General features: G+C 63.3%; 22 protein-coding genes. 8 read left to right on the top strand and 14 right to left on the bottom strand.

The features are described 5' to 3' along the window. Positions 1 to 2 precede the first annotated feature (2 nt). The gene (locus ACIP6G_RS10270) at positions 3 to 344 is read right to left on the bottom strand and encodes a DUF1801 domain-containing protein (RefSeq protein WP_400289834.1); all 342 of its coding nucleotides are present in this window, start codon (positions 342 to 344) and stop codon (positions 3 to 5) included. A 253-nt stretch (positions 345 to 597) separates the two neighbouring features. On the opposite strand from ACIP6G_RS10270, the gene ACIP6G_RS10265 reads away from it, so the two are divergent. Continuing rightward, on the top strand, positions 598 to 1,098 hold the full coding sequence (locus ACIP6G_RS10265; protein ID WP_400289832.1) for a hypothetical protein: 501 nt from the start codon (positions 598 to 600) through the stop codon (positions 1,096 to 1,098). Positions 1,099 to 1,249: 151 nt separating this feature from the next. Further along, positions 1,250 to 2,809: a DUF222 domain-containing protein gene (locus ACIP6G_RS10260; protein WP_400289830.1), complete on the top strand. Its 1,560-nt coding sequence runs from the start codon at positions 1,250 to 1,252 to the stop codon at positions 2,807 to 2,809. Positions 2,810 to 3,066: 257 nt separating this feature from the next. On the opposite strand, the gene ACIP6G_RS10255 is transcribed toward ACIP6G_RS10260, so the two are convergent. From ACIP6G_RS10255 to benA, 6 genes are all read right to left on the bottom strand, one after another. Then, complete coding sequence (locus ACIP6G_RS10255) at positions 3,067 to 5,751, bottom strand: LuxR C-terminal-related transcriptional regulator (protein WP_400290089.1); 2,685 nt, start codon at positions 5,749 to 5,751, stop codon at positions 3,067 to 3,069. 48 nt (positions 5,752 to 5,799) lie between these two features. Beyond that, on the bottom strand, positions 5,800 to 7,134 hold the full coding sequence (locus tag ACIP6G_RS10250) for an MFS transporter (RefSeq protein ID WP_400289828.1): 1,335 nt from the start codon (positions 7,132 to 7,134) through the stop codon (positions 5,800 to 5,802). Positions 7,135 to 7,312: 178 nt separating this feature from the next. Continuing rightward, positions 7,313 to 8,119 (bottom strand): 1,6-dihydroxycyclohexa-2,4-diene-1-carboxylate dehydrogenase, encoded by an 807-nt coding sequence (locus ACIP6G_RS10245; RefSeq protein ID WP_286134080.1) that lies wholly within the window; start codon positions 8,117 to 8,119, stop codon positions 7,313 to 7,315. Further along, complete coding sequence (gene benC / locus ACIP6G_RS10240; RefSeq protein ID WP_332594569.1) at positions 8,116 to 9,651, bottom strand: benzoate 1,2-dioxygenase electron transfer component BenC; 1,536 nt, start codon at positions 9,649 to 9,651, stop codon at positions 8,116 to 8,118. The genes ACIP6G_RS10245 and benC overlap by 4 nt, the downstream gene beginning before the upstream one ends. A gap of 78 nt (positions 9,652 to 9,729) precedes the next feature. Next, positions 9,730 to 10,260: a benzoate 1,2-dioxygenase small subunit gene (gene benB / locus ACIP6G_RS10235; protein WP_105656489.1), complete on the bottom strand. Its 531-nt coding sequence runs from the start codon at positions 10,258 to 10,260 to the stop codon at positions 9,730 to 9,732. A 19-nt stretch (positions 10,261 to 10,279) separates the two neighbouring features. Further along, positions 10,280 to 11,638, bottom strand: coding sequence for a benzoate 1,2-dioxygenase large subunit (gene benA / locus ACIP6G_RS10230; protein ID WP_400289825.1), 1,359 nt, complete (start codon positions 11,636 to 11,638; stop codon positions 10,280 to 10,282). 237 nt (positions 11,639 to 11,875) lie between these two features. On the opposite strand from benA, the gene ACIP6G_RS10225 reads away from it, so the two are divergent. Next, positions 11,876 to 13,294, top strand: a complete 1,419-nt coding sequence (locus ACIP6G_RS10225) for an MFS transporter (RefSeq protein ID WP_105656491.1) — start codon at positions 11,876 to 11,878, stop codon at positions 13,292 to 13,294. Next, on the top strand, positions 13,263 to 13,688 hold the full coding sequence (locus tag ACIP6G_RS10220) for a DUF1801 domain-containing protein (RefSeq protein WP_105656492.1): 426 nt from the start codon (positions 13,263 to 13,265) through the stop codon (positions 13,686 to 13,688). The genes ACIP6G_RS10225 and ACIP6G_RS10220 overlap by 32 nt, the downstream gene beginning before the upstream one ends. 24 nt (positions 13,689 to 13,712) lie before the next feature. Here ACIP6G_RS10220 and ACIP6G_RS10215 read toward each other — a convergent pair whose 3' ends face one another. Continuing rightward, a complete protein-coding gene (locus tag ACIP6G_RS10215) occupies positions 13,713 to 14,150 on the bottom strand; it encodes a hypothetical protein (protein WP_400289823.1) in 438 nt (145 codons plus the stop codon). An 88-nt stretch (positions 14,151 to 14,238) separates the two neighbouring features. Continuing rightward, positions 14,239 to 15,348 (bottom strand): hypothetical protein, encoded by a 1,110-nt coding sequence (locus tag ACIP6G_RS10210; protein WP_400289821.1) that lies wholly within the window; start codon positions 15,346 to 15,348, stop codon positions 14,239 to 14,241. Between the two features lie 402 nt (positions 15,349 to 15,750). Here ACIP6G_RS10210 and ACIP6G_RS10205 point away from each other — a divergent pair, with 402 nt between their 5' ends. From ACIP6G_RS10205 to ACIP6G_RS10190, 4 genes are all read left to right on the top strand, one after another. After that, entirely contained in the window at positions 15,751 to 16,527 is a 777-nt protein-coding gene (locus tag ACIP6G_RS10205; RefSeq protein ID WP_105656495.1) for an electron transfer flavoprotein subunit beta/FixA family protein, read from the top strand. 14 nt (positions 16,528 to 16,541) lie between these two features. Then, positions 16,542 to 17,522 (top strand): electron transfer flavoprotein subunit alpha/FixB family protein, encoded by a 981-nt coding sequence (locus tag ACIP6G_RS10200; protein WP_400289819.1) that lies wholly within the window; start codon positions 16,542 to 16,544, stop codon positions 17,520 to 17,522. A 5-nt stretch (positions 17,523 to 17,527) separates the two neighbouring features. Continuing rightward, on the top strand, positions 17,528 to 19,375 hold the full coding sequence (locus ACIP6G_RS10195; RefSeq protein ID WP_400289817.1) for a cytochrome b/b6 domain-containing protein: 1,848 nt from the start codon (positions 17,528 to 17,530) through the stop codon (positions 19,373 to 19,375). Positions 19,376 to 19,477: 102 nt separating this feature from the next. Continuing rightward, a complete protein-coding gene (locus ACIP6G_RS10190) occupies positions 19,478 to 20,134 on the top strand; it encodes a bifunctional 2-polyprenyl-6-hydroxyphenol methylase/3-demethylubiquinol 3-O-methyltransferase UbiG (protein ID WP_105656498.1) in 657 nt (218 codons plus the stop codon). Positions 20,135 to 20,199: 65 nt separating this feature from the next. Here the strand turns inward: ACIP6G_RS10190 and ACIP6G_RS10185 are convergent, their stop codons facing one another. Genes ACIP6G_RS10185 through ACIP6G_RS10165 form a run of 5 tightly spaced genes read right to left on the bottom strand, consistent with a single transcriptional unit; the run spans position 20,200 to position 26,643 of the window. Next, a complete protein-coding gene (locus ACIP6G_RS10185) occupies positions 20,200 to 21,684 on the bottom strand; it encodes a rhamnulokinase family protein (protein ID WP_400289815.1) in 1,485 nt (494 codons plus the stop codon). Then, a complete protein-coding gene (locus ACIP6G_RS10180) occupies positions 21,681 to 23,732 on the bottom strand; it encodes a bifunctional aldolase/short-chain dehydrogenase (protein ID WP_400290087.1) in 2,052 nt (683 codons plus the stop codon). Before ACIP6G_RS10180 ends, ACIP6G_RS10185 begins: the two co-directional genes overlap by 4 nt. Positions 23,733 to 23,779: 47 nt before the next feature. After that, positions 23,780 to 25,087 (bottom strand): MFS transporter, encoded by a 1,308-nt coding sequence (locus tag ACIP6G_RS10175; RefSeq protein ID WP_332730802.1) that lies wholly within the window; start codon positions 25,085 to 25,087, stop codon positions 23,780 to 23,782. A 2-nt stretch (positions 25,088 to 25,089) separates the two neighbouring features. Then, on the bottom strand, positions 25,090 to 26,262 hold the full coding sequence (rhaI, locus tag ACIP6G_RS10170; protein WP_400289813.1) for an L-rhamnose isomerase: 1,173 nt from the start codon (positions 26,260 to 26,262) through the stop codon (positions 25,090 to 25,092). A 33-nt stretch (positions 26,263 to 26,295) separates the two neighbouring features. Beyond that, entirely contained in the window at positions 26,296 to 26,643 is a 348-nt protein-coding gene (locus ACIP6G_RS10165) for an L-rhamnose mutarotase (RefSeq protein ID WP_400289811.1), read from the bottom strand. Between the last annotated feature and the right edge of the window lie 75 nt (positions 26,644 to 26,718).

Below are 26,718 nucleotides of genomic sequence, written 5' to 3'. Positions count from 1 at the left end.
GATCAGCCCGCGGCCTTCTTCACCAGTTCCCGGATCCTGTCTTCCGTTGCAGAATCCAGCGAGGTGATAGTCCATGCAACTGGATGCATGCGGGAGCCTTCCTCGTAGGCTGGATTCACGACTTCTCCAAAACCGAAAGCTACGAAGTCCTTGTCAGGCTTGATGTAGCAGACGTCTTTGCCATCCCGGACGTAAAACGGAAGTCCCCAGCGGACGATCGGCTCCAGCGATGGTGCGCTCTGCATGATTATGGCGTGAAGCCGTTCGGCAATCTCGCGATAGGGTGCTGGAGCTGTGCTGAGCTTGGCCAGAACTGCGGCGTCGCCTTTTTTGGTGAAGATCATCCCTAGTCTCCTTCTAACGGTTGGCGCTGCATTGCGGCGCTGGGTGGTATCGCTCGCGCGATCGCTTTGGGCTCCCGATCGGCACATAATGCACCTTACCGACTAAGGGCATCTGCTTCACGGATTCTTGCACTGGAATACAGACAGCTGGCATCAGGACAGCTTGATCGTGCAAGGACGTAGCACGGACGTCCAGCTCATACGCTTATTGGTTATCCCACCGAGTTGACTAGCGCACTGTTAGGCTACTGACATGCGTAAACTTCTAGCTATCTCCGGGTTCGCCATGATCGTGGCTTACGCGGCTTACGGCTCACTGCTCATGAACAATTGGGCCGTGACCGCAGCAAGTGGGCTTCCCCTCGATGAAACCATTTCCGAGATGGCCTCAATGGACCAGAATTACGACTCGCTTGGAGGGTGGGTCTTCGCAGCCATTGGATCCGCTCTCGCCATCTCCTGGCTCGTTCCGGTAGTTTCCGCCGGACGCAAGCTGCCCGCCTGGGCGGCTATCGGCGCATGGAGCCTGATCATTGCCTTAGGCGCACCGGCTTATTTCTTCGCTTCTTTCGCCAATATGAACTCGGTGGGCGACACCTTTGCCGATTGGAACGCCGATGCCGCCGCGGATCTAGACGCACCCCTGTACATGGCCAGCGTCCTCGCCTTTGCCATACTCGCAGCCATGGCAGCCCGTGGCATCCGAACTGCCTTCACCCGTCCGCCGCGCCCCCTGCATCCAACTAGCAACTAGCAACTAGCACGGCACCCATTACTGCCTTCCCTGGTCTAGCGATTTTCGCGCCGGAATCACGCTTAATCGCATTCGCATAAACTTTCTAGAACTTATCCACAATTGGTTTCGAACCAGAAGATACTGTCGATAATCTGCGCGAACGTTAACTATGACTATTCCCGCATATCTAGACGATCACGACGATGAACATCGCCTTCCACTGCGCCCGCCGGGCATCCGCATGGAGTCGCACAGAGCGTCAGCACTCGACGCCCATCGCGAGCACCAGTTGTTCTTCGGACCCATCAAGCAGGTTGCTGACGAACTATTCAATGCGGGCCCCGTGGATGGGCCCGGAGACGCATTGGAACGCCTGAAGAAACTCCAACGCCTGATGAGCAGCGTTGAAGCCGCTATCTGCGTTTTGCTGGCAGACGGAGTCGAGCAGGTCAGCGCGTCCTTCAATGACCTGATTGCCACCGAGCATGCCCACACCCCAGACGAAGAAGCCGAAGCCAGCAAGAGTGCCGAATACTATGGCATAGACCGTGGCAGCGAGCAGGTCATCAACTCCAATTTCGTAGCTGAGTCAGCTGTCGCATTGCGCGAATCCGTCCGTAAAGTCAGCAAACGGATGTTCCATGCCAAGGGCTTGCGCCACGCCTGCAAAGCCACCCTTGCCGCGCTCGCTGCAGGTGAGATTACCGTTAAGGCCGCCCACGACATCGTCAAATACTCGCAAGACCTTTCTCCGGAGCAGGTCGGCCGCATGGAGGAAAACTTGCTGCCTCTGGCAAGAACAGCCTGCGACGAAACCGTCTACCAGCGGGCCCGTCGCTTTCACGACCGGATGAATCCCAATTCGGCAGAGAACCGGCAGAAGAACGCATTCGCAGCCCGTAATCTCAAGGTGTGGAATGAGGAGAATGGCATGGCTACCTTGCAGCTGCATCACCGAGCTGATGTCATCCATTCGATTCGCAACTCGATAAAGCAGGCAGCCGCCCAGATCACTGATTCCAAGGATCTGCGCACGCAAACGCAGGTTGAAGCCGATGTGCTTGCGGACGTGTATCTGCATGGCTGGCCCGGAATGGAAGGCATGCCGCTGAAGCCACGGGTTGCCATCACGATCCCAGCCATTGAAATGCTCGTGAATCCCGCTCGCGCCCTCGCTGATTTGGAAGGTTACGGGCCGATCCCAATCGGCGTAGCGTTGGAAATCGCCGCGGATGCTCCGTCGTTCCAGCGCGTTCTGACCGACCCATGGACGGGAGCCGCAATTGATGTGGAGCCCAAGAAATATCGGCCTTCCCAGGGGTTGCGCGATTTGCTGCGTTACCGCGACCAGCATTGCGGTTTCCCTGGTTGCCGCCGCCTGCCCGATCGTTCGGAAATTGATCACATCGAAGCGTATGGACAGGGCGGCCACACTACCCGGCAGAACACCCATCTCTTGTGCAAGCAGCATCAGATGTACAAGCACGTGCTTGGCTGGAAGGTCTTCGCTTGCCCGGATGGCTCCAAGACGTGGGTGTCTCCGCACGGGCTGCGGTCAATCACGGTTCCCGAGAGCGTGGACAACGTGGAGAAATTTGATCATGTCAACGATCGTTGTCCTCAACGTCCCCAGGAGGCTGCGGCCTGCGAGGTGCAATTGACCCCCGAAGTGCGACGAGTACTGGGGCTCGGCCAAGATGAGGGCCTGCCCGGAACCGGAACCAGTTAGAGCCAGTACCTGATTTGGATTTCGAGTGATAAATTTTTTCAGTCACTAGCACCACCACACCACCCATACTTCGCAGGAGCAACGGCTTTGAGTCCGGTTGCAATGCTGGCCGCGGCCTGAATCAAGAATCCCGGCCGCGTTCGCTTCAAGCGATTCGTGCTGAATGAAAAAATCTACAGTCACAGCGCGCAGGTCAACTCGAACTCCGCATGGTTTTGCTGCCCTCGGGAATGAAAATTTTTCTCAGTCGGAAGGCACTATCCCTCAAGGTCGAAACGCGCCAGCGCAGCAAGCTCAGTACGGTTTGAGACCGCCAGCTTCGTGTAGATCTTGGTCAGGTGGTATTGCACTGTCTTGGTGCCTATATACAGCTCTTCAGCGACACGTCGATTGCTTGCACCTTCGCAAACCAGCTTGGCCACGGCTTGTTCCTGCGCCGTCAGCGTCGACCAGTCAGCACTCTCCCTGCGCAGCATCCCGGTTCCGCTTGCCTGGAGCTCACGAGTGCAGCGGTCGATGTACACGGATGCATCGAAGTGCGTGAAAATCGCCAGCGCACGGGTCAACGGCGCAACGCATTCGGCTCGCTTGCCGGCTCGGCGCAGGCATTGCCCGTAGTAGAAATCAATTTTTGCCCGGTGGTAGACCGACCCGATGCCTTCCAAACGGCGGATGGCATCTTCAAAGGCCAAACGGGCTGCGTCGATATCACCGCGGGCTGCCAGCAAGGTGCCTTGCACGCTCAGGAATCGAGCGGCTCCGCTCTGGTGGCCTGAAGCGAGAGCACTCTCCAGCAACGGCTGTACGAATTTCTCTGCTTCATCCAGGCGTTCGCAACGGATTAGCGCCATGGCGTATGTATCCTGCCAGGTCCAGAAACCTGCTTGGTCGATGCCCTGCGTACGGTCCAGCCGAAGCAATGGTTCCAGCGTCCGCACAACCTCTTCATGGTTTGCCTGCGCCCGGGCAATCTCGGCCCGCGCCATCCGGTAAGGCATCTCCATAATGGCATAGCTGCCGGTGCGTGCCCACGACTTGCGAAGGTGCAGATCCGCCTGCTCCCAATTGCCGCGCAATGCGTGAATCTGCACCGCCGTCAGCTGGATCAGCGGACGCAGGATCTGGATTTCAGAACGCTCCTGCAGGGACTGCGCGGATCGAACCGTCTCCAGCGCTTGGTCCCAGTCGCCCATGAGGAATTCAGCGCGCGCCGACCAGGCTTTGGCCCACAGCGAGATGCGCAGGGAACCATCGCTGAAGTCCGTGGAGCTGGCTGCGGAGAGCTCGTGCCGGGCTAGCTCCACGCGATCGGTCGCGAGGTAGACCCAGCCCAGTGACATTTCTGCGCGCTGGCGCTGTGCTCCTGCCGGAAGGGTGGCCAGCAGGTCCATCAAGACCTGCTCCCCCTCATCAGGCCGGCCCATCATCGCCAGGCCGAGCCCTTGGATGGCTGCATTCTCAATGGCCAGCGGGCTGCCCACCTGGGCAAGGCGCAGCGATTGCTCAGCCCAGTCAATGATCTTCTGCCCCTTCAAACGGCACAGCGAATCGAGGACTTGGCGTTGGGCGATCGCGGCCATCACATCGTTGTCCTGATGCTGGACCGCGTTCTGCCAGGCACTGGACAGCCAGCGCTGCGCGGTGTTGGCGCGGCCTTGCAGGATCGAGATGTATCCGGAAAGCACGTCCCGTTCCGGACTGCTTTCCAAGCTCGAAAGCTGATGCGCGAAGGTTTGCGCCCGCGGCAGCTCGCCGGCGGCGACAATCGCATCCACTGCGTTGAGCAGCAGGGAGTCGCGGCGCATCGGTTCCGGGGACAAGTGCATGGCCCTGAAGTACGCGGTAGCGGCCGAAGACCACTCGCCCCGCTTGCCTTGGGACCGCGCGTAGTCTTGCAGTTCCATCGACAAGCTGCCATCGGGCAGGATGCTCGCATCGGCCCGATGGCCCAGCTTGGCCCCCTGGTCCTCGACGATGTCCGCGGCACAAGCATGCAACCGGATGCGGGTGCTCAGCGGGATCTGATGGTAGACAGCCATTTGGGTCAATGCGTTCTCGAACCCGAGCCGCACCTTCCCGCTATGGCCGTGGGTTTGCGCCAGCGAGGAGTCGAGAATCTGCTGGATCGGCAGCAGCGGATCATCCTCGCCCACCAGCTTGGCGATATTGTCGATCCGGGCCTGCGCGCCGAGCACCGCAGCCGCTTCCAGCAGCGCCCGCGCCCGCGGTTCCAACCCCTCCAATAGCTCGATGACGTGCAACGACAGGGCGCGAGGGGCAGGCGGCCAGCGGTCGAACTGCTCCCAGCTGTGCTCCGGATTCTCCTGGGCCAGCTCGATGACCACCTGCAGGTTGCCCTCGGTGTAGTCCACCAGCTGCTCGACGGCCATGGGCGGCAGGTCGATCCCCGTCCTGGCGCAGATGATCTCGCGCGCATGCGTTGGATCGGGCACTTGAAGCTGCAGGATCTGCAATTGGCTGTCGGCCAGGAATTCACGGGTTTCCGGTGAAAGCCTGGCCAGGTTCTGGTCGCGCATCACCAGCACGATGAGTACCGGTTCATTGCACAAGCGCCGCCATGCGTAGTGCAGCGCCTGGAAGCTGAGGTCATCGACCCATTGCGCATTTTCCAGCACCAGCACACGGGGTTGCGGCGCCTCCCTGCGCAGGTATTCCAGCAAGGCCTCGCCCAGCGCCCCGGCCGAGCCTGCGTGGCTGCGTTGCAGCAACGGGCCCAAGGCGGCTCCGGGCTGCGCGGTTTCCCAGCGCGAGGCGGTCACCAGCTGCACCGATTGGCTGGCCAACCGGGTTAGCAGCGCCTTGATGATGGTGCTCTTGCCGCTGCCGCGCGGACCCTTCAGCACGGCCAGGGTACTGCCAGTTTGCTGGGCTTCGCGGGAAAGGCCGATGAGCGCATCCTGGCCCTGCTGGGCACTGAGCATGGCGTTCACCAGCCTTCCTGCGTCGCCGCGTTGCGTTTCGATGTGCTGCTACTTCCCTGCTCCCGCGGCAGCCAGCTCTTCTTGCGCGCTGCGCTGCGCGGCCGAACGGGTCCTCGGGACGCAGGTGGTGACCAGCGTTCCAACGATAGCAACTGCGGCGAAGACATAGAATGCGGTTCCCGGGGAAACTCCCGCCGAAAGCAGCAGTCCGCCCAGCAGCGGGCCGAAGATCCCGCCCAGCCTGCCGAATCCGGCGCACCAGGCCACCCCGGCCCCGCGGGCGGCACTGTGGTAGTAGTTCGACACAAATCCGTAGATCAGCACCTGCGTGCCGATGGTTCCCACACCTGCCACTGCCACCAGGGACAGCAGCAAGCCCAGCGGGAGCTTGAGGGTCAGCAGCACCATTGCCAGCGCGGCCAGGAAGAAGGTCAGCGCCACGACCTGCTTGGGGCCGACGCGGTCGGCGGCCACCGAAGCCAGCAGCCCGCCGAAGACCGCGGCGAGGTTCAGCACCAGCAAGAAGAGCAGCGAATGGGACTTGCCGTAGCCTGCCTGCTGCATGATTTCCGGCATCCAGGTGTTCAGCCCATAGGTCAGCAGCAGTCCGGCGAAGCTCATCATGCCCAGCAGTGCGGTAGGCAGCGCGTAGCGCCTGGTGGCCAGCGCGGCGAAGCCGACACGTTCGGCCTTCAGCTGCCCGGCATCGGCGTCGCTGGGAAGTTCCAGCAGCATTCCGGTGCGCGCAGCCACCTCACGGGCTTCGGCCACGCGGCCGCGGGAGAGCAGCCACTGCGGGGATTCGGGCAGCTTGAACCAGGCCATCGGCAGCAGGAACAGCAGCGGCAGCGCGCCGATGAGGAACAGCCCGCGCCAGCCGATCACGTCGCTGAGCACCATGGCCAGTAGCGAGGCGAGCACGCCTCCGGCCGGCACGCCCGAGTAGACGATCGCGTTGTAGTAGTTGCGGCGGTTCTTCGGGGCGAACTCGGCCACCACCGCGCCAGCGGTGGCCACGATCGCGCCCACGCCCATGCCGGTGAGGAAGCGCAGGATGCCGAACCACAGGGTGTCGGGGGCCAGCGCGGTCAGGCCCATGCCGACGGAGAACCAGATGATGCCGGTGATCATCGCCTTGCGCCGGCCGATGTAGTCGCCGATCGCGCCGGTGGACAGCGCACCGACCATCACGCCGAGCAGCGCGTAGCTGCCCAGCAATCCGGCGGCGGCTTCATCGAGCTGGCCGAGCTGGCTGGGGTCCGCCAGCAGTGTGGAGACGATGGTTCCGAAAACCACCAGGTCGTAGCCGTCGAAGATCAGGGCGATGGCGGCGATCACCACCACCCAGCGCACGGCGCCATTGGCGGCGTTGCTGGATGTCATTGGGCTGGTATTCACGTGTTTTTCCGTTCGTTTGCGGTGACCGGGGAACCTCGTTGTTCCCCGGAAAATACGTGCCCGGCGCTGGAAGCACGGCCGGGATGGTGCTGGATGGAACAAACGGCCCGTGATCACGAGCCGTTTGTTCCATGGTGGTGCGTTTGCGGTGCCGGGACTGCCGCTAGCCGAGGTCTCCTCCGGCCACCGCGAGGGTGGAACCGGTGATGTAGGAGGCCTCATCCGAGGCCAGGAACACGATGGGCGCCGACTGCTCGTCCAAGGTGCCGTAGCGCTTGAGCAAGGTGGAGTCCACGGTCTGGTCCACGATGGCCTGGTACCAGGCTTTTTCCTGCTCGCCGGTGGGCGCCGGCCCGCGCTTGACTACCCGCTCAGGGGCTTCGGTGCCGCCCGGCGCGGTGGCGACCACGCGGATGCCCAACTCGGCGCCCTCCATGGCCAGCGCCGAGGTGATGGCCTTGACCCCGCCCTTGGCCGCCGCGTACGGGACGCGGTTCATGCCGCGGGTGGCGACCGAGGAGACGTTCACGATGGTTCCGGATCGGGCCTGGACCATTTCCTCGAAGACCGCACGGCACATCCACAAGGTCGGGAACAGCGATCGCCGGATTTCCTTTTCGATCTCCTCGGGCGCGTAGTGCTCGTAGGGCTTGGCCCAAATGGTTCCTCCCACGTTGTTGACCAGCACGTCGATGCGTCCGAACTGGTCCTTCGCGGCGGTGACCGCAGCCAGCGCGCCCTCGTAGGTTTCCAGGTCGGCGGTCACGCTCAGCGCGGTGGCGCCGTCGGCGCGCAGGGCCCCGGCCACCTCGTGGATCAGCGCCGCGCGGTCCACGAGCACCATTTCCCCGCCCTCGGCGGCGATGCGCCGGGCCACGGACCAGCCGATGCCCTGGGCGGCGCCGGTGACCATGACGACCTTGCCGGCAAAGCGGCCCGGATGGAAGGACTCGGGCAGCCCGGCGCTCACTGGGCCGCTGCCTTGGAAGCGGCGGCCATGGTGGCCTTGGCGTGCTGGTTGTGCGCGGTGATCGCTGCGCGGGCAGCGGCGATGTCCTGCTTCTCGAAAGCGGCGACGATGCCCAGGTGGTCGGCGTCCACGGCCCCGTCGATCCAGTGCTCCTGGCGCAGCACGGCGGCCATCAGCGCCGGCACGTCCAGGCGGCGGTAGGCCTGCAGCAGGTGCTCGTTGCCCACGGCCTTGAACAGGAATTCGTGGAAGGCGTCATTGGTGACGGTGAATTCCTCGGCGTTGATGAACTTCTCGCCGTCCAGGGTCTTGCCGGCCAGTTCGGCCAGGACCTTGAATTCGCCCAGCTGGCCCTCGGCCAGCTTGCCCATGGTCAGCTCGACGACGGCCAGTTCCAAGGCCATGCGCGCATCGAACTGGGCCTCGAAGCTGGCGTGCTCCTCGCCGATTTCGTAGCCCTGGTCGGCGGCGGCTTGCGCGGCGGGCGCCTCGGCAGCCGGGGCGGCAGGCTCGGCGTCCGGAACGACGGCCAGCGCGAACTTCTCGTAGTAGAAATTCTGCGGCTTGAGGCCTTCGGCTTCCAGGTGGCGGCGCACGCCCTCCACCATCGGAGGCGGGCCGCAAAGGTAGATATCCACGTCGCCCTCGGCCAGGTGCTGCGGCTCGAAGTGGTTGGTGACGTAGCCCTTCTTCTGTGAAGCGCTGTCCGGGTCACCCACCACGGTGTCGAAGCTGAAGCCCGCGATGCGCTGGGTGTAGTCCTGCAGCACATCGAGTTCGACCAGGTCGATGTCGGTGTTCACGCCGTAGATCAGGTGCACCGGGTGCGGGTTGTCCATGCCGGCCAGCTTCTCCAGGATGGCCAGCAGCGGGGCCAGGCCGGTGCCGCCGGCGAGCAGCAGCGATTGGCGCTTGGGTTCGCGCAGGAAGAAGCTGCCCATCGGGCCGGTGAAGGTGATGCGGTCGCCCACCTGCGCGGTATCGCGCATGTAGGTGGACATCAGACCGCCGTCGGTGATGCGGATCAGGAAGGAGACGATGTCCACTTCCGGGCCCGAGCTGAAGGAGTAGGAACGGGTTTGCCCACCGGAGCCGGGGACCTCGATGTTCACGTACTGGCCCGGCAGGAAGGAGAGGTCTTCGCGCTTGTCCACCTCGAGGCTGAAGGCGTAGGTGGTTTCGGAGATGCGGCGGATCTCGCTCAGCGTGGACTCGAAGGAGGTGGCCGAGGTCTTGGCGACATCCGAGGTGGTCGGGATCTGCAGCACGAGGTCGGATTCGGGGACCATCTGGCAGGGCAAGCAGTATCCGGCCTCTGCCTCGTCGTCGGTCAAGGCTTCTTCGATGTAGTCGCCGCCGTCGTACTTGCCCGACTCGCAGAAGGCCTTGCAGGTGCCGCAGGCGCCGTCGCGGCAGTCCAGCGGGATGTTGATGCGGGCTTTGTAGGAGGCATCGGCGACGGTTTCGTTCGCGCCGACCTTGATGAAGCGGGTGATTCCGTCTTCAAAGGCGAGGGCTACCTGGTGGGACATGGCATGCTCATTTCACAGGATTCGGGGATGGGCGATTCGGCGGGGCCTGCACTGGCCCCGCCGCCCAATGGGTGTCGCTTAAATGTGGTAGATGTCCACGACGTGGTGGATGTAGTCGTTCTTCAGGACGACCTTCTTCGCGGTGATCACCGGCGCGGTGCCGGAGTAGTCGATCGTGTAGAACGAGGTGCCGAAGTAGGTGTCCACGTTCTGGTAGCGGTAGTACAGGGTGAACCAGTTGAAGCGGATGTCCACCTTGTCGCCGTCCACGGCAACGATCTCCACGTTGGTGATGTTGTGCCCGGTGCGCGGCTCGGGCAGCGAGGTGGCCGAGGAGCGGTCGGTCTTGATGCGGAAGACGCGGTCTTCCAGGCCGCCGCGGTTGGCGTAGTAGATCAGCGAGATCTCGCGCTGCGGGTCTTCGGTCAGCTGCTCGTCATCGGCCCAGGCCGGCATCCAGAAGGTGGCTTCCGGGTGGTAGCAGTCCAGCCAGCGGTCGAAGTCCCGGTCATCGAGGAAGCGGGCTTCCTGGTAGAGGAACTGCGCGATATCCGCGGTGGTGACTGCGCCGTTGGAAGTCGGCGCCTCGGTCAGTGCGATGGTGCTCATCTGTCTTGTCCCTTCGGCCTTAGTTCTGTGCTTCGCGTTCGTTATCCACGGCTTGGCGCATGGTCTGCAGCCAGTAGCCGTGCTGGATCGGGTACAGGCCCTCGTCCTCGGTGCGCGCTCCGGAGGAGATGGGCTTGAGGCCCACCTTGTCCGCGTTCTCATCCGGGCCGGTGATCTGGTGGACCTGGCCGCGCGAGAGGTCATTCCACTGCGCCGAGGTGGCCAGGTAGGTCTTCTGGCAGGAGCGGAATTCTTCCAGGTCATCCGGGGTGGCCATGCCCGAGGCGTTGAAGAAGTCCTCGTACTGGCGGATGCGGGCCGCGCGCGCGGTGTCCGATTCGCCCACCGGGGCGAAGCAGTAGATGGTCACCTCGGTCTTGTCCACGGAGATCGGCCGGAAGACGCGGATCTGCGAGCCGAACTGGTCCATCAGGTACACGTTCGGGTACAGGCACAGGTTGCGCGAAATGCCGATCATCCAGTCGGCCTTGGCTTCGCCGAACTTGGCGACCAGCTCGTCGCGCTTCTCGGCCAGCGGGCGGTTGGCCGGGTCCAGCCATTCGGTCCACAGCAGCAGGTGGCCGTGCTCGAAGGAGTAGTAGCCGCCCTTCTGCTTGTCCCAGCCGCCGGCGTCCATGGTCTTGGTGTCGTTGGAGGATTCGCCGTTGGCGCGGCGGGCCTGGGTGGCGGCGTAGTTCCAGTGGGTGGCCGAGACGTGGTAGCCGTCGGCGCCGTTCTCCGCCTGCAGCTTCCAGTTGCCGTCATAGGTGTAGGTCGAGGCGCCGCGCAGCACTTCCAGGCCTTCTTCGGACTGGTCAACCATCATGTCGATGATCTTCGTGGCCTCGCCCAGGTGCTCTTCCAGCGGCAGGACATCGGCGTTCAGCGAGCCGAAGAGGAAACCGCGGTAGTTCTCGAAACGGGCGACCTTGGTCAAATCGTGGGAGCCGTCCTTGTTGAACTGCTCCGGGTAGCCAGCTCCCCGCGAATCCTTGACCTTGAGCAGCTTGCCGGAGTTGTTGAAGGTCCAGCCGTGGAACGGGCAGGTGAAGGTGGTGCGGTTATCGGTCTTGCGCCGGCAGAGCATGGCTCCGCGGTGGCTGCAGGCGTTGATCAGCGCATTGAGTTCGCCCTGCTTGTTGCGCGAGATGATGATGGGCTGGCGGCCGATGTTGGTGGTGTAGTAGTCGCCGATGTTCGGGATCTGGGACTCGTGGGCCAGGTACACCCAGTTGCCTTCCCAGATGTGCTTCATTTCCATCTCGAAAATCTCTTCGTCGGTGAAGATATTTCGGTTGGCGCGGAACTCTCCGGTTTCCGGGCTGTCAACCAGCGCGTTATCCAGCAGGCTGGATACCTCGTTCAGGGTCTCGGTCATGGCGTGGTGTGCTCCGTCCATTCAATGCTCGTTTAAAGGGGAAACCGCTGCAGCCGGTTTGCATGGATTCAACCTTGGCAGAAAGTGCGGGCGGTCACACTAGGGTTATGCCTAGGCTTGGGCTAGGCATCTGACCACTATGTTTTCGATCGTCTGAATTCACACCTGTTGCCTATCAATGCATCGGCGTATTCTTTTGCTACGACCACCAGCCACTTTTTCGAAGCAGGCTTGCCCATGCGCGATGAAGGACCCCCTGATCTCCCGCCGGCCCACGGCCAGAACCCCGAAGTTCCGCCGCAGGGCCAGCGCTCTTTCATGCACATCCTGGTCAACACCGCCGTCGCGAACCTCACCACCAGCTACCTGTGGTTCGCGCTGACCTTCTGGGTGTACCTGGAGACCGAGAACGTCATGGCCACCGGCATCATCGGCGGCGCATTCATGCTGCTGATCTCCGTGTTCTCCATGGTTTTCGGGACGATCGTGGACAACCACCGCAAGAAATCGGTCTTCGTCTTCTCCGCGATGATCACCGCTGTGGCCTTTTCCCTGGCTGGGCTGATCTACCTCTGGCTGCCCACGAAGGACATCCTGGATATCGGCGGATGGCAGTTCTGGATCTTCTGCCTGGTCATCCTGTTCGGCGCGATCGTGGAGCAGATGCGAGGCATCGCGCTGTCCACGACGGTCACCTTGCTGATCCCGGTCGAGCGCCATGCCAACGCCAACGGGCTGGTGGGCACGGTGCAGGGCATCGCCTTCATCATCACCAGCGTGTTCTCCGGGCTGTCCATCGGACTGCTGGGGATGGGATGGACGCTGGCCATTGCCATCGTGATGGTCGTGGTCACGATGCTGCACCTTTTGGGCATCTCCATCCCGGAGGAGGAACCGGAAAAGGAGGAGGGGCGGACCAAGACCAGCGACCTGCGCCTGGGCTTCACTACAGTGATGGCCATCCCTGGCCTATTCGCGCTGATCATCTTCTCGATGTTCAACAACTTCATCGGCGGCACCTACATGGCGCTGATGGATCCCTACGGGCTGACCATCATGCCGGTCGAAGCCTGGGGCATCACCTTCGGGCTGGCATCCACCGGCTTCATCATCGGCGGCTTGGCCATCGCCAAGTTCGGCCTGGGGGCCAACCCGATCCGCACCATGCTCCTGCTGGTTGCCGTCATGGGATTCCTCGGCGCGATCTTCACCATCCGCGAATGGACGTGGCTCTATGTGCTGGGCATCTGGCTCTACATGATGCTGATCCCGGCGGTGGAAGCCTCGGAGCAAACGGTGATCCAGAAGGTGGTCACCTTCCGCCGCCAGGGCCGGGTGTTCGGCTTCGCCCAGATGATGGAAGCCGCCGCGGCGCCGATTACCGCTTTCCTGATCGCGCCGATTGCCCAGTACCTGGTCATCCCCTTCATGCGCTCGCCAGCGGGCGACGACCGATTCGGCTGGCTGGTGGGGCAAGGCCAGGCGCGCGGCATCGCCTTGATATTCCTGGCCGGCGGGCTGATCATGATTGTGGTGGCGCTGCTGGCCATGGGCACCAGCCAGTACCGCAAGCTGTCGACAATTTTCCAGGCCGAATCACCTGGAGCACCCGAGGAGGCATCACTTGCCAACAAGTCAGAAGACCCTTCCAACTGAGGCCAGCGTGGAGGAATTCATTGAGGCGGCAACCCCGGCCAAGCGCCGGGTTGACGGCCACGAACTGGACCGCATCTTCCGCGAAGCCACCGGCGAGCAGCCGGTGATGTGGGGACCGAGCATGGTGGGCTACGGAAGCTACACCTACATCTCCCCTGCCAATGCGCGCACCACGGGCATCTGGCCCAAGACCGGTTTCTCGCCGCGCAAGGCCCAGCTCTCGCTCTACGGGCTGAAGGACCTTCCCGAGGGCGCCCAGCTCTTGCCGCAGCTGGGCAAATACACCGAGGGAGCCGGTTGCGTGTACGTGAAGAAGCTGGAGGACATCGACCTGGAGGTGCTGCGGAAACTGATCTCCATCGCTGCCTCGCGGCAGGACGACCAAGCTCGATAGTCTCCAGGGGCTTCGCCCCGCCGCCTAGTTCGCCACGGCGGCCAGCCGGGCTTTCCTGAAACGCCTGAAAATTGCCCGCCCGCCTGCAACTGCTCCCAGCGCAATTGCCACCGCACCCGAGAATAGCGAGACGGCCATGGGAAGCTGCGGGCTGGCGGAATCCGGGAAAGCGTCAAAGAGCAGTAGCGTCCAGAAAAGGCCGGGAACCACCCCGGCGGCCAGGGCGCTGAAGCTGAACACCAGAGCGTGCAGCCAGTGCTCGGTTGCGCTTCCCAGCCATGCCATCACGCCGGCAACTGCCAGCCATGGAAGCAGCGGGAACGCCAAGGGCACCCACAGGTCGGGTTCGGACCACCATGGGGCATCCGCGATCAGCGGATCCACGATCAGCAGCAGCACCGCAAAGAGGATCCCGCTGGCTGCAGCCAGCCAGCTCATTGGCCAACTGATTTTCTTGCCCATTAGCGATTGCCTGCTTGCTACTAGCGAATATCTTCCTAGGTTGGATGATACCCGCAGACTGGTGCCTCTGCGGGTATCATCCCCTGCCTTATTCGGCTTCTTCGAAGAAGGCCTCGACCTCTGAGATGCCGGCGGAGATGACCGGAACCAAGCGCTCGTCGATGCTGTAGTGCTCGCCGTCCTTCGAAATCAGACCGTAGCCAACCAAGGAATCCATGGCGGTGCGGGCTTCTGGAAGCACGGCATCGTAGATCTTCGGACCGCAGTTGCGGCGCAGGCCCTCCAAGTCCCCTTCGCGGCCGGTGGATGCGGTGACCAGCAGGTTGCGCAGCACCAGGTAATGGGCTTCATCCCGCAAGGTGACATCGAAGGTCGGGTTCAGGTGCGCCTGGACGCAGCCGACAGCCATCTCGAAGAGCAGCTGCGCACTGCCCGCTTCCTCGCCGGCAACCAGTAATTCGTAGGCGTCCGGATCCGTGCGCAACACCGATCCTTCCGACTCCACGACGGACATCCGGCCGGCGCTCCAGATGTAGTTGAAGGCTAGTGGCGCCGGGCCTTCCGGGTCGAAGGTTTCGGCGTCCAGGCCAACGGCAGTCAATACCTTGGCGCGCGGCGCTTCGGCTGCTGCACTGAAGTCCTCCATGTCCACGCCTTCGGCCACCGCCTGGGCATAGGCCTTGACCTGGCTGAACAACCTGGTTTCGCGCAGCAATCCGCATAGCTCCGCGTCGCCCTCGGCAAAACCATTGAGCGTATCTTCCAGCATCTCGCGCAGGGCTTCGAGGTTCTCCGCAGGACCCTGCCAGAGCATGCGCTGCTCGACGAAGCTGAAGTATTCCAGCCATGTGGTGAAGATCGGCTCCGGAGCCAAGGATTCCGGCAGGTCGCCCAGGTGCTCAGCCAAGGTCTCGCCGAAGACATCGATGTCCAGGTCGAACAGGTTCGAGCTGCGGGCGTTCTCGGCGTACTGGCCTGCGATCTGCCCGATGACGTCCAGCTGCATGCCCGCTGCCTGCGCCGCCTGCTCAGGCGAGAAGGCAGGAACCTGCTGCGCTACCCAAGTTGTGTAGTCATGGCGAAGCGCATTGATCTGCTGTTCAGCCTGGATCAGGAACACGCTGCGACCGCGTGCTGCCGCCTTGGCAGGATTTCCTGCGCCCGAGTTCTTCTTGCCTTGACGCTTTTTACTGGCCATGAGCCGTCCTTTGGTTCCGAAATTGGTCTCTGGTTAAAGCCTACGGTGCCCGCCCGAAGCCGGGCGAATAGCGCGATGCGGCTCACCTGCGTGGAAGCGTGCCCGGGTGACCCCGCCGGACCGTGGACCTTTGGTGTTCAAGGTGCTCACTTGCTGTTTTCTTGTCCACTTTCATTGACCAATGGCGCTGAATCCGACAAGATGAACAGCAAAGACAGACGTAGCCTGCGACACAATGCTTTCAGCTCTGCAGAAAATCTGCGCCGTGGCCTATTAATGAACTTGGATTTCCTAGTAGTTTCGGCGGGGGCCGCTTCAGTGGTCCGCGAAGCCCCGGATCATTGGTGATTTCCAGCCATCGGATGTCCTGGCAGATGCTACTGCGATAAGAGGGAGAAAATAATGAAGATCGCGGTTTTGATCAAAGAAGTCCCAGATACCGGAGAGGACCGCCTGCTGGATCTGGAGACCGGCCTGGCCGACCGTGCCGCTTCAGAAGTGGTGCTCGATGAAATCGGCGAGCGGACCTTGGAAGTTGCGCTGAAGCATGCTGATGCGAACCCTGGAACTGAAATCACCGTGCTGACCATGGGCCCGGATTCAGCTCAGGCCACCCTGCGCAAGGGCTTGGCCATGGGCGCTGCCAGCGCCGTGCATATCAGCGACGAGGAGCTTCTCGGCGCCGATCTGGTCCTCACCGCGCAGGTCCTGGCGGCGGCTTTGCGCCGAGGCAGCTACGATCTGGTCCTCACCGGCAACATGTCCACCGACGGCTCCGCGGGCATGCTCCCGGTCATGCTGGCCGAGCTGCTTGATCTTCCGGCGGCGACCTCGTTGTCCTCGGTAGAAATTGCCGACGGCGCGATCAGCGGATTGCGCGAGCTGGATGGCGCTGCCGCCCAGATCAGCGCTCCATTGCCAGCGGTCGCTTCGATCACCGAGGCATTGCCAGATGCCCGCTTCCCGAATTTCAAGGGCATCATGGCCGCGAAGAAGAAACCGGTCGAGTCCCTGTCCCTGGCCGATTTGGGCGTCGAGTCCCTGCCTGCGGATACTGCGCGTTCCATCATGGTTTCGGTGGCCCAGCGCCCGCCCCGCACCGCCGGAACTGTCATTGCCGATGACGGCGATGCCGGTAACGCAGTGGCCGAATTCCTCGTCAAGAACAACCTGGTGTGAGCGGAAAGAAAACCATGACTTCCTTTGCTTCTGATTCAATTCTTGTTTTCCTCGAGACCACGGCCACTGGAACGCTGGCCAAGAACCACGCGGAACTGCTCGGCGCCGCCTCTGCCGTGGGCACCCCGGTAGCGCTTGTCGCCGCTCCGGCCGGATCCCTTGATTCACTGGCGGCGCAAGCCAGCGAGTCTGGCGCCGCGCAGGTACTCACCGCCGCCGTCGACTCTCCAGTGCTGACCGCGCCGATGGCTGACGCGCTGCAGCAGGCCTTCGGGCAAATCCAGCCACAAGCCGTGCTGCTGGGGCATACCCTGGCTTCGCGCGAGGTGGCCGCACGCTTCGCGGTGCGCCACCGCTTGGCGCTGAGCGTCGATGCGCTCGGTGTTTCGCGTGATGACCAGGGAATCATCGCAGCCCACTCGATCTACGGCGGCGCGTATTCGACCCACAGCGCCCCGACCTTCGGCGCGCCGGTGATCACCGTGCGCGTGGGCAGCATCGAAGAGCGTGCCCAGGCCCAACCGGCGAGCGCGATCCCGCTGGAAGTAGCCGCCAGCGGCAAGCCGGAGGTCGAGGTCAAGGAACTGAGAACGGCCGAAACGGCATCCACCCGTCCCGAGCTGCGTTCCGCGGCACGCGTGGTCTCCGGTGGCCGCGGGTTGGGCAGCGCGGAGCAGTTCGACCTGGTGCACCAGCTGGCCGATGCCTTGGGCGCTGCCGTGGGCGCGTCGCGTGCGGCGGTGGATGCCGGATACGTCGAGCATGCCGCCCAGGTGGGCCAGACCGGCGTGGCAGTTTCTCCCCAGCTGTACGTGGCACTGGGCATTTCCGGAGCCATCCAGCACAAGGCGGGCATGCAGACCGCCAAGACCATCGTCGCCATCAACAAGGATGCCGATGCGCCAATCTTCGAGATCGCCGACTTCGGCGTGGTGGGGGATGTCTTCAAGGTCGTGCCCCAGCTGATTTCCGCCTTGGAAGCACGCAAGGCCTGATCGCCATGAACGCACCAAATCAATCCATCCGCCAGGGGCTGCCGCGCGTCGCCGGCGGCGATCCCTGGCCGCCAGCCGAGCTGCTCGCTCCCGCTGCAGGCGCCGCGGTCCCGGCAGGGCCTAGCGCGGTCGAGGATGCTGCAGAACCGGTTCTCGACCAGCCCGTTGGCCCGTCGGTTCCTGCGGAACCAACGCCTGCCCAAGCACCTGCTAGTTCCGCAGCCAGCGCACCGGCCCCGGAACCTGTTGCAGATCAGGGCGCGGTTGCCGGACTACTTCGCCAGGGCCTGCCACGGGTTGCCGGCGGCGGGCCGTGGCCGCCTGCGGGAACGCCAGTCGCCGCGAACGCTCCAGCCGCATCGCAGAACGCTTCCGCTGCACCAGCATCCAAGCCGGTTGCCGAGCTAGTTGCCGAGCTAGTTGCCGAACCGGCTGTGGCACCAGTAACTGAATCAGCGCCGGCATCCCCCGAACCAGTTGCCACCGCGGGTACCGCCCCGGCCGCAGCGGTTTCCAGTGCCGGGGCACCAGCAGTTCGCCGTGGCCTGCCGCGCACCGCCGGCGCAGAACCGTGGCCCCCAAGTTCATTCGTGGCCGCTCCCGTTGTTGCCGCGGCTGCAGCGGCCCCAGCGGCTCCAACGGCTCCAGCGCCTGCGCTCCCGCCGGCACCGGTTGCGGAAGCTGCCCAAGCCCAGGCCGCACCGGCCATCCCGCCGAGGGCAGAGCCAGCACCCGCGGATCCGGTGGGCCAGGCATCCGGCGCCGCGCTGGTCTCGGAGCCTGCGGCCGCCGAGGTGCAGGCTGCTCCTGCCCGTACCCGCATGGGTGCGCAGGAACCTGCCGCGCCAGCAGCCGCGGCAAGTAACGCGTCGACCGCCGGGCGCGCGAGCAAGCCGGCACCCCAGGCAGCGGCGAAGAGCAAGAAAGAAGCGGCCAAGCATGGCCCGCTGACGACCAAGCAGTGGGTGCTGGCTGGAATCCTTGGCGCATTCTGCGCCTTGGGCATCGCCACTGCCGTGGTGCTCGTTGCCCGCGGCATTGCCGGCATCGATGCCGTGGAGTCATTCATGGAACGCTACCCGGGTGAGTACCACCTGCCGGACTCGGCACCTCTCGGGTTCCCTGGCTGGCTGGCATGGAACCACTTCTTCAACTTCTTCCTGATGGTCCTGATCATCCGTTCTGGCATGCTGGTCAGGCACCAGAAGAAGCCGCCTGCCTATTGGTCGTCGAAGCGCAGCCCGAAGGTGAGCATCAACCTCTGGCTGCATCAGGGTCTTGACCTGCTGTGGATCATCAATGGCCTGGTGTTCCTCGTGCTGCTGTTCGCCACAGGCCACTGGATGCGCATCGTCCCGACGTCGTGGGAGGTCTTCCCCAACGCGATTTCGGCGGCCTTGCAGTACCTGACGCTGGATTGGCCCACCGAAAACGGCTGGGTGAATTACAACTCGCTGCAGCAGCTGGCCTACTTCACCACCGTGTTCATCGCGGCCCCGGTCGCGGCGATCACCGGCTTCCGGCTCAGCGCCTTCTGGCCGAAGAACATGCCAGCACTGACCGCGAAGTACCCGATCGAGGTTGCCCGCGCGCTGCACTTCCCAACCATGCTGTACTTCGCTGTGTTCATCCTCGTGCACGTGATCCTGGTGTTCTCCACCGGGGCGCTGCGCAACCTGAACCACATGTACGCGGCCCAGGGTTCCACGGATCCAGCCGCGTACGCGGATAACTGGACCGGACTGCTCTTCTTCGCGCTCTCGCTGCTCGTAATCGCCGGCGCCTGGCTGGCCTGCCGGCCAATGATCCTCGCATCCATTGCCCGGCTCTTCGGCAAGGTCAGTGCAAGGTAGGAGCAGCGATTCTTGCCTCTGGCGCAAAACTGATCGCGCATGGGGTCGATCGTCAGTAGGGTCGATAACAACGGCCTTACTGACGAATGGGGAACAACGAAAATGAGCCACCACCACGAACACCACACCAAAGAACATGATGATGTCGCCTTCTGGGAGAACCACTACGGCCAGTCCGAGCGGGTCTGGTCAGGCAAGGTCAACCAGGTCATCGAGAACCTTGTCGCCCCGCTGGCCCCCGGCACGTCGCTGGATATCGGCTGCGGGGAGGGAGGCGATGCGCTGTGGCTGGCCACCCATGGCTGGAAGGCTACCGGGGTCGACATCTCGCCCACCGCGGTGAAGCGCGCGCAGGAAGAAGCGGCCAAGCACGGTCTGGACGCGGGGCAGACCCGCTTCATCGCCTCGGATCTGGCTGCGTGGAATACCGGGGAAACCTTCGACCTGGTGACCTTGAGCTTCTTCCAGGCACCCTTTGAATTCCCTCGCGCCAGCTTCCTGCGCAAGGCAGCGACCCTGGTCGCACCCGGCGGCCACCTGCTGGCCCTGTCCCATGCATCGATGCCGTCCTTCGCCAGCAAGCCCGATCACCAGATGCCCGTGTTCCCCAGCCCCGAAGAGGAACTGGAAGCTTTGGCTCTGGATCCGGCGCAGTGGGAGGTGCTGTGCGCCGAGGTCCGCGAACGCACCATCATCGGTCCCGATGGCAATCCGGCGACCCTGGAGGATGCCGTGGTATTCGTGCAGCGCAAGGTGTAAAAAGTTCGACCCTCCAGCCCCATCGGGCTGGAGGGTCAACGACGGCCTAGATATCCCACACGGATCTAGGCCAGCTTCAGGGCCTGCGACGGGGCGTAGGCGCCTAGCGGCACCGAGTCGCGCACCACGTCGCGCAGGTTCAATGCATCACCACCTGCAGGCATAGCCGCCTGCAACTGCACGAGCACGTTGCCCAGGGCGGTGCATTCCACGGGTCCGGAAATGACCGGCACGCGCGCATGGTCTGCAGTGCGCTGGCACAGCAGCTGGCCTTGCGAGCCGCCCCCGACAATATGGATGTTCTCCAGCTCAAATCCACCCAACCGCGCGGCTTCTGCAGCTTGGCGGGCGAAACTCTGAGCCAGCGACTCGACGACCACCCTGATCACTTCGGCAGGTGAGCACGGGCGCTGTCCGCCGGCGGCTTCCACCGCATCGCAGATGCGCTGGGCCATCTGGCCAGGAGCCAGGAACCGCTCGCTTTGAGGATCGATCAGCATCTGGGGAACAGGCAATTCCGCGGCCTCGGCAAGGAGCTGCTCCAAGCTGGTTTCTTCCCTTCCGGCGGCTTCCGCGTCGTCGTTCCATTGGCGGATCGACTCGCTGAGCAGAAAGGTTCCGGCGACGTTCTTCAGGAACCGGACACTGGAATCCAGCCCCAGCTCGTTGGTGAATCCCGCTTGATGCGCTTGCTCGGTGAGTACCGGGCGGTCCAGCTCCACACCAACCAATCCCCACGTTCCGCAAGAGATATAGGCGGATTGCCCGCTGGAGAGCGGGGTCGCGACCACTGCGCTGGCCGTGTCATGGGAAGCGACCGCTACTACCTGGACTTCGTGGCTGGCTCCGAATTCCGCAGCCAGCTCGGGCAGCAGTGCGCCCACCGGCTGGCCAGGGTGCACTAGCTGCGCGAGCTTTCCCGAAAGCCCCAGTTCAGCAACCAGATCCTCGTCCCATGTACCGGTGCTGTGGTTCAGCAACCCGGTAGTGGAAGCGTTCGTCCACTCGCTGCGCCGCTGCCCTGTGAGCATCCAGTTGAAATAGTCGGGAACCAGCAGCAGCTCCTCGGCGTCCGCCAACCGGTTTTCCAACTTCTCGGCTTGCAGCTGGTACACGGTGTTGAACGGAAGGAATTGCAGCCCATTGCGTGCAAACAACTGGCGCCGGCTGAATTTCTGTTCCAGCGCAGCAACCGCGCGCTCATTGCGCGGATCCCGGTAATGCCGCACTTCTCCCAGGCGCTTGCCGTCCTTGAGCAACGCATAGTCCACCGCCCAGGAGTCCACCCCGATGCTGGCGATATCCCCGCGTTGCGCGAAAGCCAGCGAGAGGCCGTGGCGAATTTGCGCCCAGAGCTCATCGATATCCCAGGCCAGCGCTTCTTGCCGCGCCCCTGGTTCCAGGCTCGACAGCGGAACCGGTCCGTTGGCGAAACGGTGGACGGCAGTGAGCTGGAGCTTCCCGTCCACCATCTGGCCGATCATGACACGTCCGCTGGTGGCGCCGAGGTCGATAGCTGCGACCGGCGCGCTCTCTGCTTGCTTGCTCATCGCAGGAAGGCTGCCGCCACTCCGGAATCCACCGGAATGTGCAATCCGGTGGTCCGGGTCAGTTCCGGCCCGGTCAGCACGAACACGGCATCGGCAATGTTCTCCGGGATGACCTCGCGCTTCAGGATCGTGCGGTTTGCGTAGAACTGCCCCAGGTCCTCCTCTGCCACGCCATAGGTCGCCGCACGCTGGGCACCCCAGCCGGAGGCGAAGATCCCGGAGCCGCGCACTACGCCATCGGGGTTGATGCCGTTAACGCGCACGCCATGCTCGCCCAATTCCACGGCCAGCAAGCGCACCTGATGCGCCTGGTCGGCCTTCGTGGCCGAGTAGGCAATATTGTTCGGACCTGCGAAGACCGAGTTCTTGGAGGAAATATAGATGATATCGCCGCCGAGCTTCTGCTCGATCAGCACCTTGGCCGCGGCCTTGGAAACCAGGAACGATCCCTTGGCCATCACATCATGCTGCAGGTCCCAGTCGGCCTCGGTGGTTTCCAGCAAGGGCTTCGAAAGCGAGAGGCCCGCGTTGTTCACCACCAGGTCCAATCCGCCAAATGCCAGCACCGCCTCATCGATAGCACGTTGCACGGCGTGCGCATCGGCCACGTTGGCGGCGACGCCAACGGCCACATCTGCGGTGCCCAGCTCCGCCGCGGCGGCCTGCGCCTTGTCCAGATCCAGGTCTGCGATGACCACGCAGGCTCCCTCGGCTGCCAGCCGCTGAGCCACGGCCTTGCCGATGCCCGACGCGGCACCGGTGACCAGGGCGATGCGCCCGGCATGGGATTTGGGCTTGGGCATGCGCTGCAGCTTGGCTTCCTCCAGCGCCCAGTATTCAATGCGGAACTTCTCGGCATCGGAAATCGGCGTATAGCTGGAGACCGCTTCGGCGCCGCGCATGACGTTGATGGCATTCAGGTAGAACTCGCCAGCGACCCGTGCAGTCTGCTTATTCGCCCCATAGGAGAACATGCCGACGCCCGGGACCAGCACGATCAGCGGGTCGGCCCCGCGCATCGCCGGGGAGTCCAGGTCCTTGTGGGCCTCGTAGTAGGCCTGGTAGTCAGCACGGTACTGCGCATGCAGTTCTTCCAGGCGAGCGATCTGCTCCGATACGCCTGCGGTAGCGGGAAGATCCAGCACCATCGGCTTGATCTTGGTGCGCAGGAAGTGGTCCGGGCAGCTGGTGCCCAGGGCCGCCAGCTGCGCCAGCTTCTGGCGCGAGAGGAAATCCAGGACTCGCTGGTCATCGCTGAAGTGCCCCACCATGGGCTTGTCGGTGCTGGCCAGGCCGCGGATGCTCGGGGCCAATGCGGCGGCGCGGGTCCGGCGTCCCTCCTCGTCCAGCGGCTCGAATCCTGGAACCACAGGACCGAAGGGCTCCGGTGCACCGTGCTCGTCAAGGTAGGCAGCGGCGGTGTCGATGATCCACAGCGAGTTGGCCTCGGATTCCTGGGAGGTATCGCCCCAGGCGGTGATGCCATGGCCGCCGAGGATGCAGCCCACGGCCTGCGGATTGGCGTCCTTGATCGCGGCAATATCCAGTCCCAGCTGGAAGCCGGGGCGGCGCCAGTCCACCCAAGCCACCTTGTCGCCGAAGATCCTTGCGGTCAGCTCCCGGCCGTCCTTGGCAGTGGCAATGGCAATGCCGGAGTCCGGGTGCAAGTGGTCGACGTGGTTTGCGTTGACCAGCCCATGCATTGCGGTATCAATGGATGGCGCGGCGCCTCCCTTGCCGTGCAGGCAGTAATCGAAGGCCGCGACCATCTCGTCTTCGCGCTCCACGCCCGGGTAGGCGTCCACCAGCGAGCGCATGCGGTCCAGGCGCAGGGTCGACAGCCCCTTTTCGGTCAACGTGCCGAGGTCCCCGCCCGATCCCTTGACCCAGAGCAGCTCAATTTGCTCACCGGTGACCGGGTCTTTCGCGGTGCCCTTGGCCGAGGTGTTTCCACCGGCGTAGTTGGTGTTCTTCTTGTCTGCACCCAACCGGTTGGATCGTTGAATCAGTTCCTGTGCGGTGGTGCGTGTCGCGATGGTGTTGCTCATGGTGTTCTTGTCTTCCGACTCGTTAGTGTGCATGGGGGCAGTGGTTCTCAGGCGTCGACTTTGGTGGCCCTGGTTTCATATCCATAGCGCTCCAGTTCGATCTCTTCCAGCGACTTGCCTCGCGTTTCCGGCGCCCAAATGGTGCCGATCAGCAACGCAACGACCAGCAGGCCGATGATCAGCAGGCCAAGCTTTTCCAAGCCCAGGTTGGTGAGCAGTACCGGGAACACCAACGAGAGCAGTCCGACAAGCACCCGGGCAAGCATGAACAGCACGCCCTGTGCACTGGCGCGGTAGCGCGTGGCGAAGAGCTCCGCGGTCCATAGCCCGTAGAAAGCCTGCGCGCCGATGCCCGCCGAGATGCCCCAAGCCACTGCGTAGAACAGCAGGGAGAAGGCACCTGGAGGAGCGAAGATCAGCACGGTCCAGGCCGCAACACCCAGCAGGGCGCCACCGAAGTAGAGCCAACGCCGCGAGACCTGGTCTCCGTATTTCATGAATCCGAAATAGGTTGCGGCGGCGGTCAGCACCCAGACCAGCACCTGGAGCAGGTTCTGCTGGGTAGCGGATTCAACGCCAGCGGCAGCATAGACGCGAGGCTGGAAAATGCCGGCCTGCCCTGCCACGGTATTCCATAGCCCATAGACGCCGAGCAGGAAGAAGAGGGCGCTCCAGTTGCGGCGGTCGGCCAGCAGCCCGCGCATGCCGGAGAAGAACGAGGCTTTCACGCCAGCTGCCGTTTCCGCGGCGCGTTGCTCCTTCCACCTCCTGGACTCGGGCAATCCGCGGCGGACCCACCAAGTGACAGCGGCGATCAGGAAAAGATGGAAGAAGATTGCCCGGGAGCCGTTCACGCCCCAAGGCTCAACCAGGATCGCCAGCGCGAAGCCGATGGCTGGGCCAATCGACCACGCCAGCTGAGCGGTGCCCACGTGCGCAGCACGCGATTCCTGCGGAGCCTCCTCGGCAATGTAGGTCCAGGAAGCTGGAACGCCTGCGCCCACGGCAATGCCCATGAGGACCACGCCGATGATCAGCAGGCTCGTACCGGAGGAGAAGGTGATCATCAGGGCGCCGACCATGAACACGATCAGGTCGTAGGTATAGATGAACTTGCGGCCCAGACGGTCGCAGAGCGGTCCGCCGATCAGTGCACCCAGGGCCGCGCCGAACGCGTTGGCCGACACGGCAGCGATGACACCGACCAGCGCGTCGTCGAATCCGAACGCGCCCTGCCACAGGCTGAGGCTGGTGGCCAGCGCAATGATGGCTCCGGCTTCTATGTAATTGCTCATGGCTACGGCAATGGTGGCTTTCCACCCGGAGATGCCGCGCTTCTTTGCTGCGGTGCTCATGATCAGGCTCCCCATCCTGCTTGCACGCCACCAGCGCGCGATGCTTCGATTCGGCTCTGGTAATCGGAGGTGCGGAAGGCCTGCAGCGGATCGGCTGGCAGGCCGCGCGTTGCGCGCCATGCTTCCAGGTCGGCCCGCACGTCGGTGTAGAAGGCATCCATGAAGATCTCGTTGGCGGCCAGGACATCACCGGAAATCTGTGCTTCAGTCAGCGCTACGCGGTCGATCAGCAACGCCCGGGCCGTCATTTCCTGCACGTTCTGGACGCTTCTGATCTGGCCCAGGATCTTGTTCTCCACGTTGTGGCACTGATCGAGCATGAAGGCCACAGGCGTGTCCTGGTCCAGTCCGCCACCGCGGATCACCTCGGCCATGATGCGGAACAGCTGATACGGGTCTGCCGAGCCAACGATCAAGTCGTCATCCGCGTAGAAGCGGGAATTGAAGTCGAAGGATCCGAGCTTGCCAAGCCGCAGCAGCTGCATCACGATGAACTCGATATTGGTGCCTGGCGCATGGTGCCCGGTGTCCAGGCAAACCATGGCCCGATCCCCCAAGGCCGCAACCTGGGCATAGGACGTTCCCCAGTCGGGCACGTCGGTGTGGTAGAAGGACGGTTCGAAGAACTTGTACTCCAGCACCAGGCGCTGGTCTCCGGAAAGCCGCGCATAGATTTCGGCCAGCGAATCGCCTAGCCGGTCCTGGCGCCCGCGCATATCCGCTTGGCCTGGATAGTTCGAGCCCTCTGCCAGCCAGATTTTCAGGTCCTGGCTTCCGGTGGCATCCATTACGTCGATGCATTCGAGGTGGTGGTCGATTGCCTTGCGGCGGATCTTCGGATCCTCATGGGTCAAGGCGCCGAACTTGTAATCGTCATCCTGGAAGGTATTCGAATTGATGGTTCCGAGGCTGACGCCCAGGCCTTCTGCGTGCTCGCGCAGCACGGTGAAGTCCTGGACCTTGTCCCACGGAATGTGCAGGGCCACCGAGGGAGCCAGTCCGGTCAATCGGTTGACTTCAGCCGCATCGGCGATTTTTTCGAAGGGATCGCGCGGGGTCCCGGGGGTCGAATAGACCTTGAAGCGGGTGCCCGAATTTCCATAGGCCCAGGAAGGGACTTCGATGGCAAGGCGGTCAAGGATTTGCAGGTGCTCAGGGTTCAGCTTCGAGCTCATGGAACTCTCCATTTCTAGTAATTCTGCGGGCTTCTACTGCTGGGATGCGGCAAGTGCGGCCAGCTGGTTTTCGAGATTGAAGACCTCGCGCAGGCGCGGCGCTTGCTGATCTGGCCGGCCGCCCAGGCTGAGGAAGAATCGGCTCATTTCCGCTTCCCACGCTGCGGTGCGCGGGTCGGAGTCCAAGGCGGCCTGGGCAATGCTGTCGTCATCGGTTTCGTAATAGCCGATCAGCAACCCGTCCTCGCGCAGAAAGAGTGAGTAGTTGCGACGCCCGGCTTCTTCGATGGCTTGGAGCATCTGCGGCCACACTTCCCGGTGGCGCGACACATACTCGTCGATCAGGTCGGGATTGACCTGCAATTGAAAGCAAACTCGCATCGTACTACTCTTCCGGACCGCTGGAACTGGGTGGGCAAAACTGTGCGATCCGATTCGTTTTGCGCAAAAATGAAT

Origin of the sequence: Glutamicibacter sp. NPDC088483 (assembly GCF_044753145.1) — a bacterium.
Taxonomy (GTDB): domain Bacteria; phylum Actinomycetota; class Actinomycetes; order Actinomycetales; family Micrococcaceae; genus Glutamicibacter.
The sequence above is the reverse complement of the archived record's forward strand: the minus strand, read 5'-3'. Positions and strand labels throughout refer to the sequence as shown.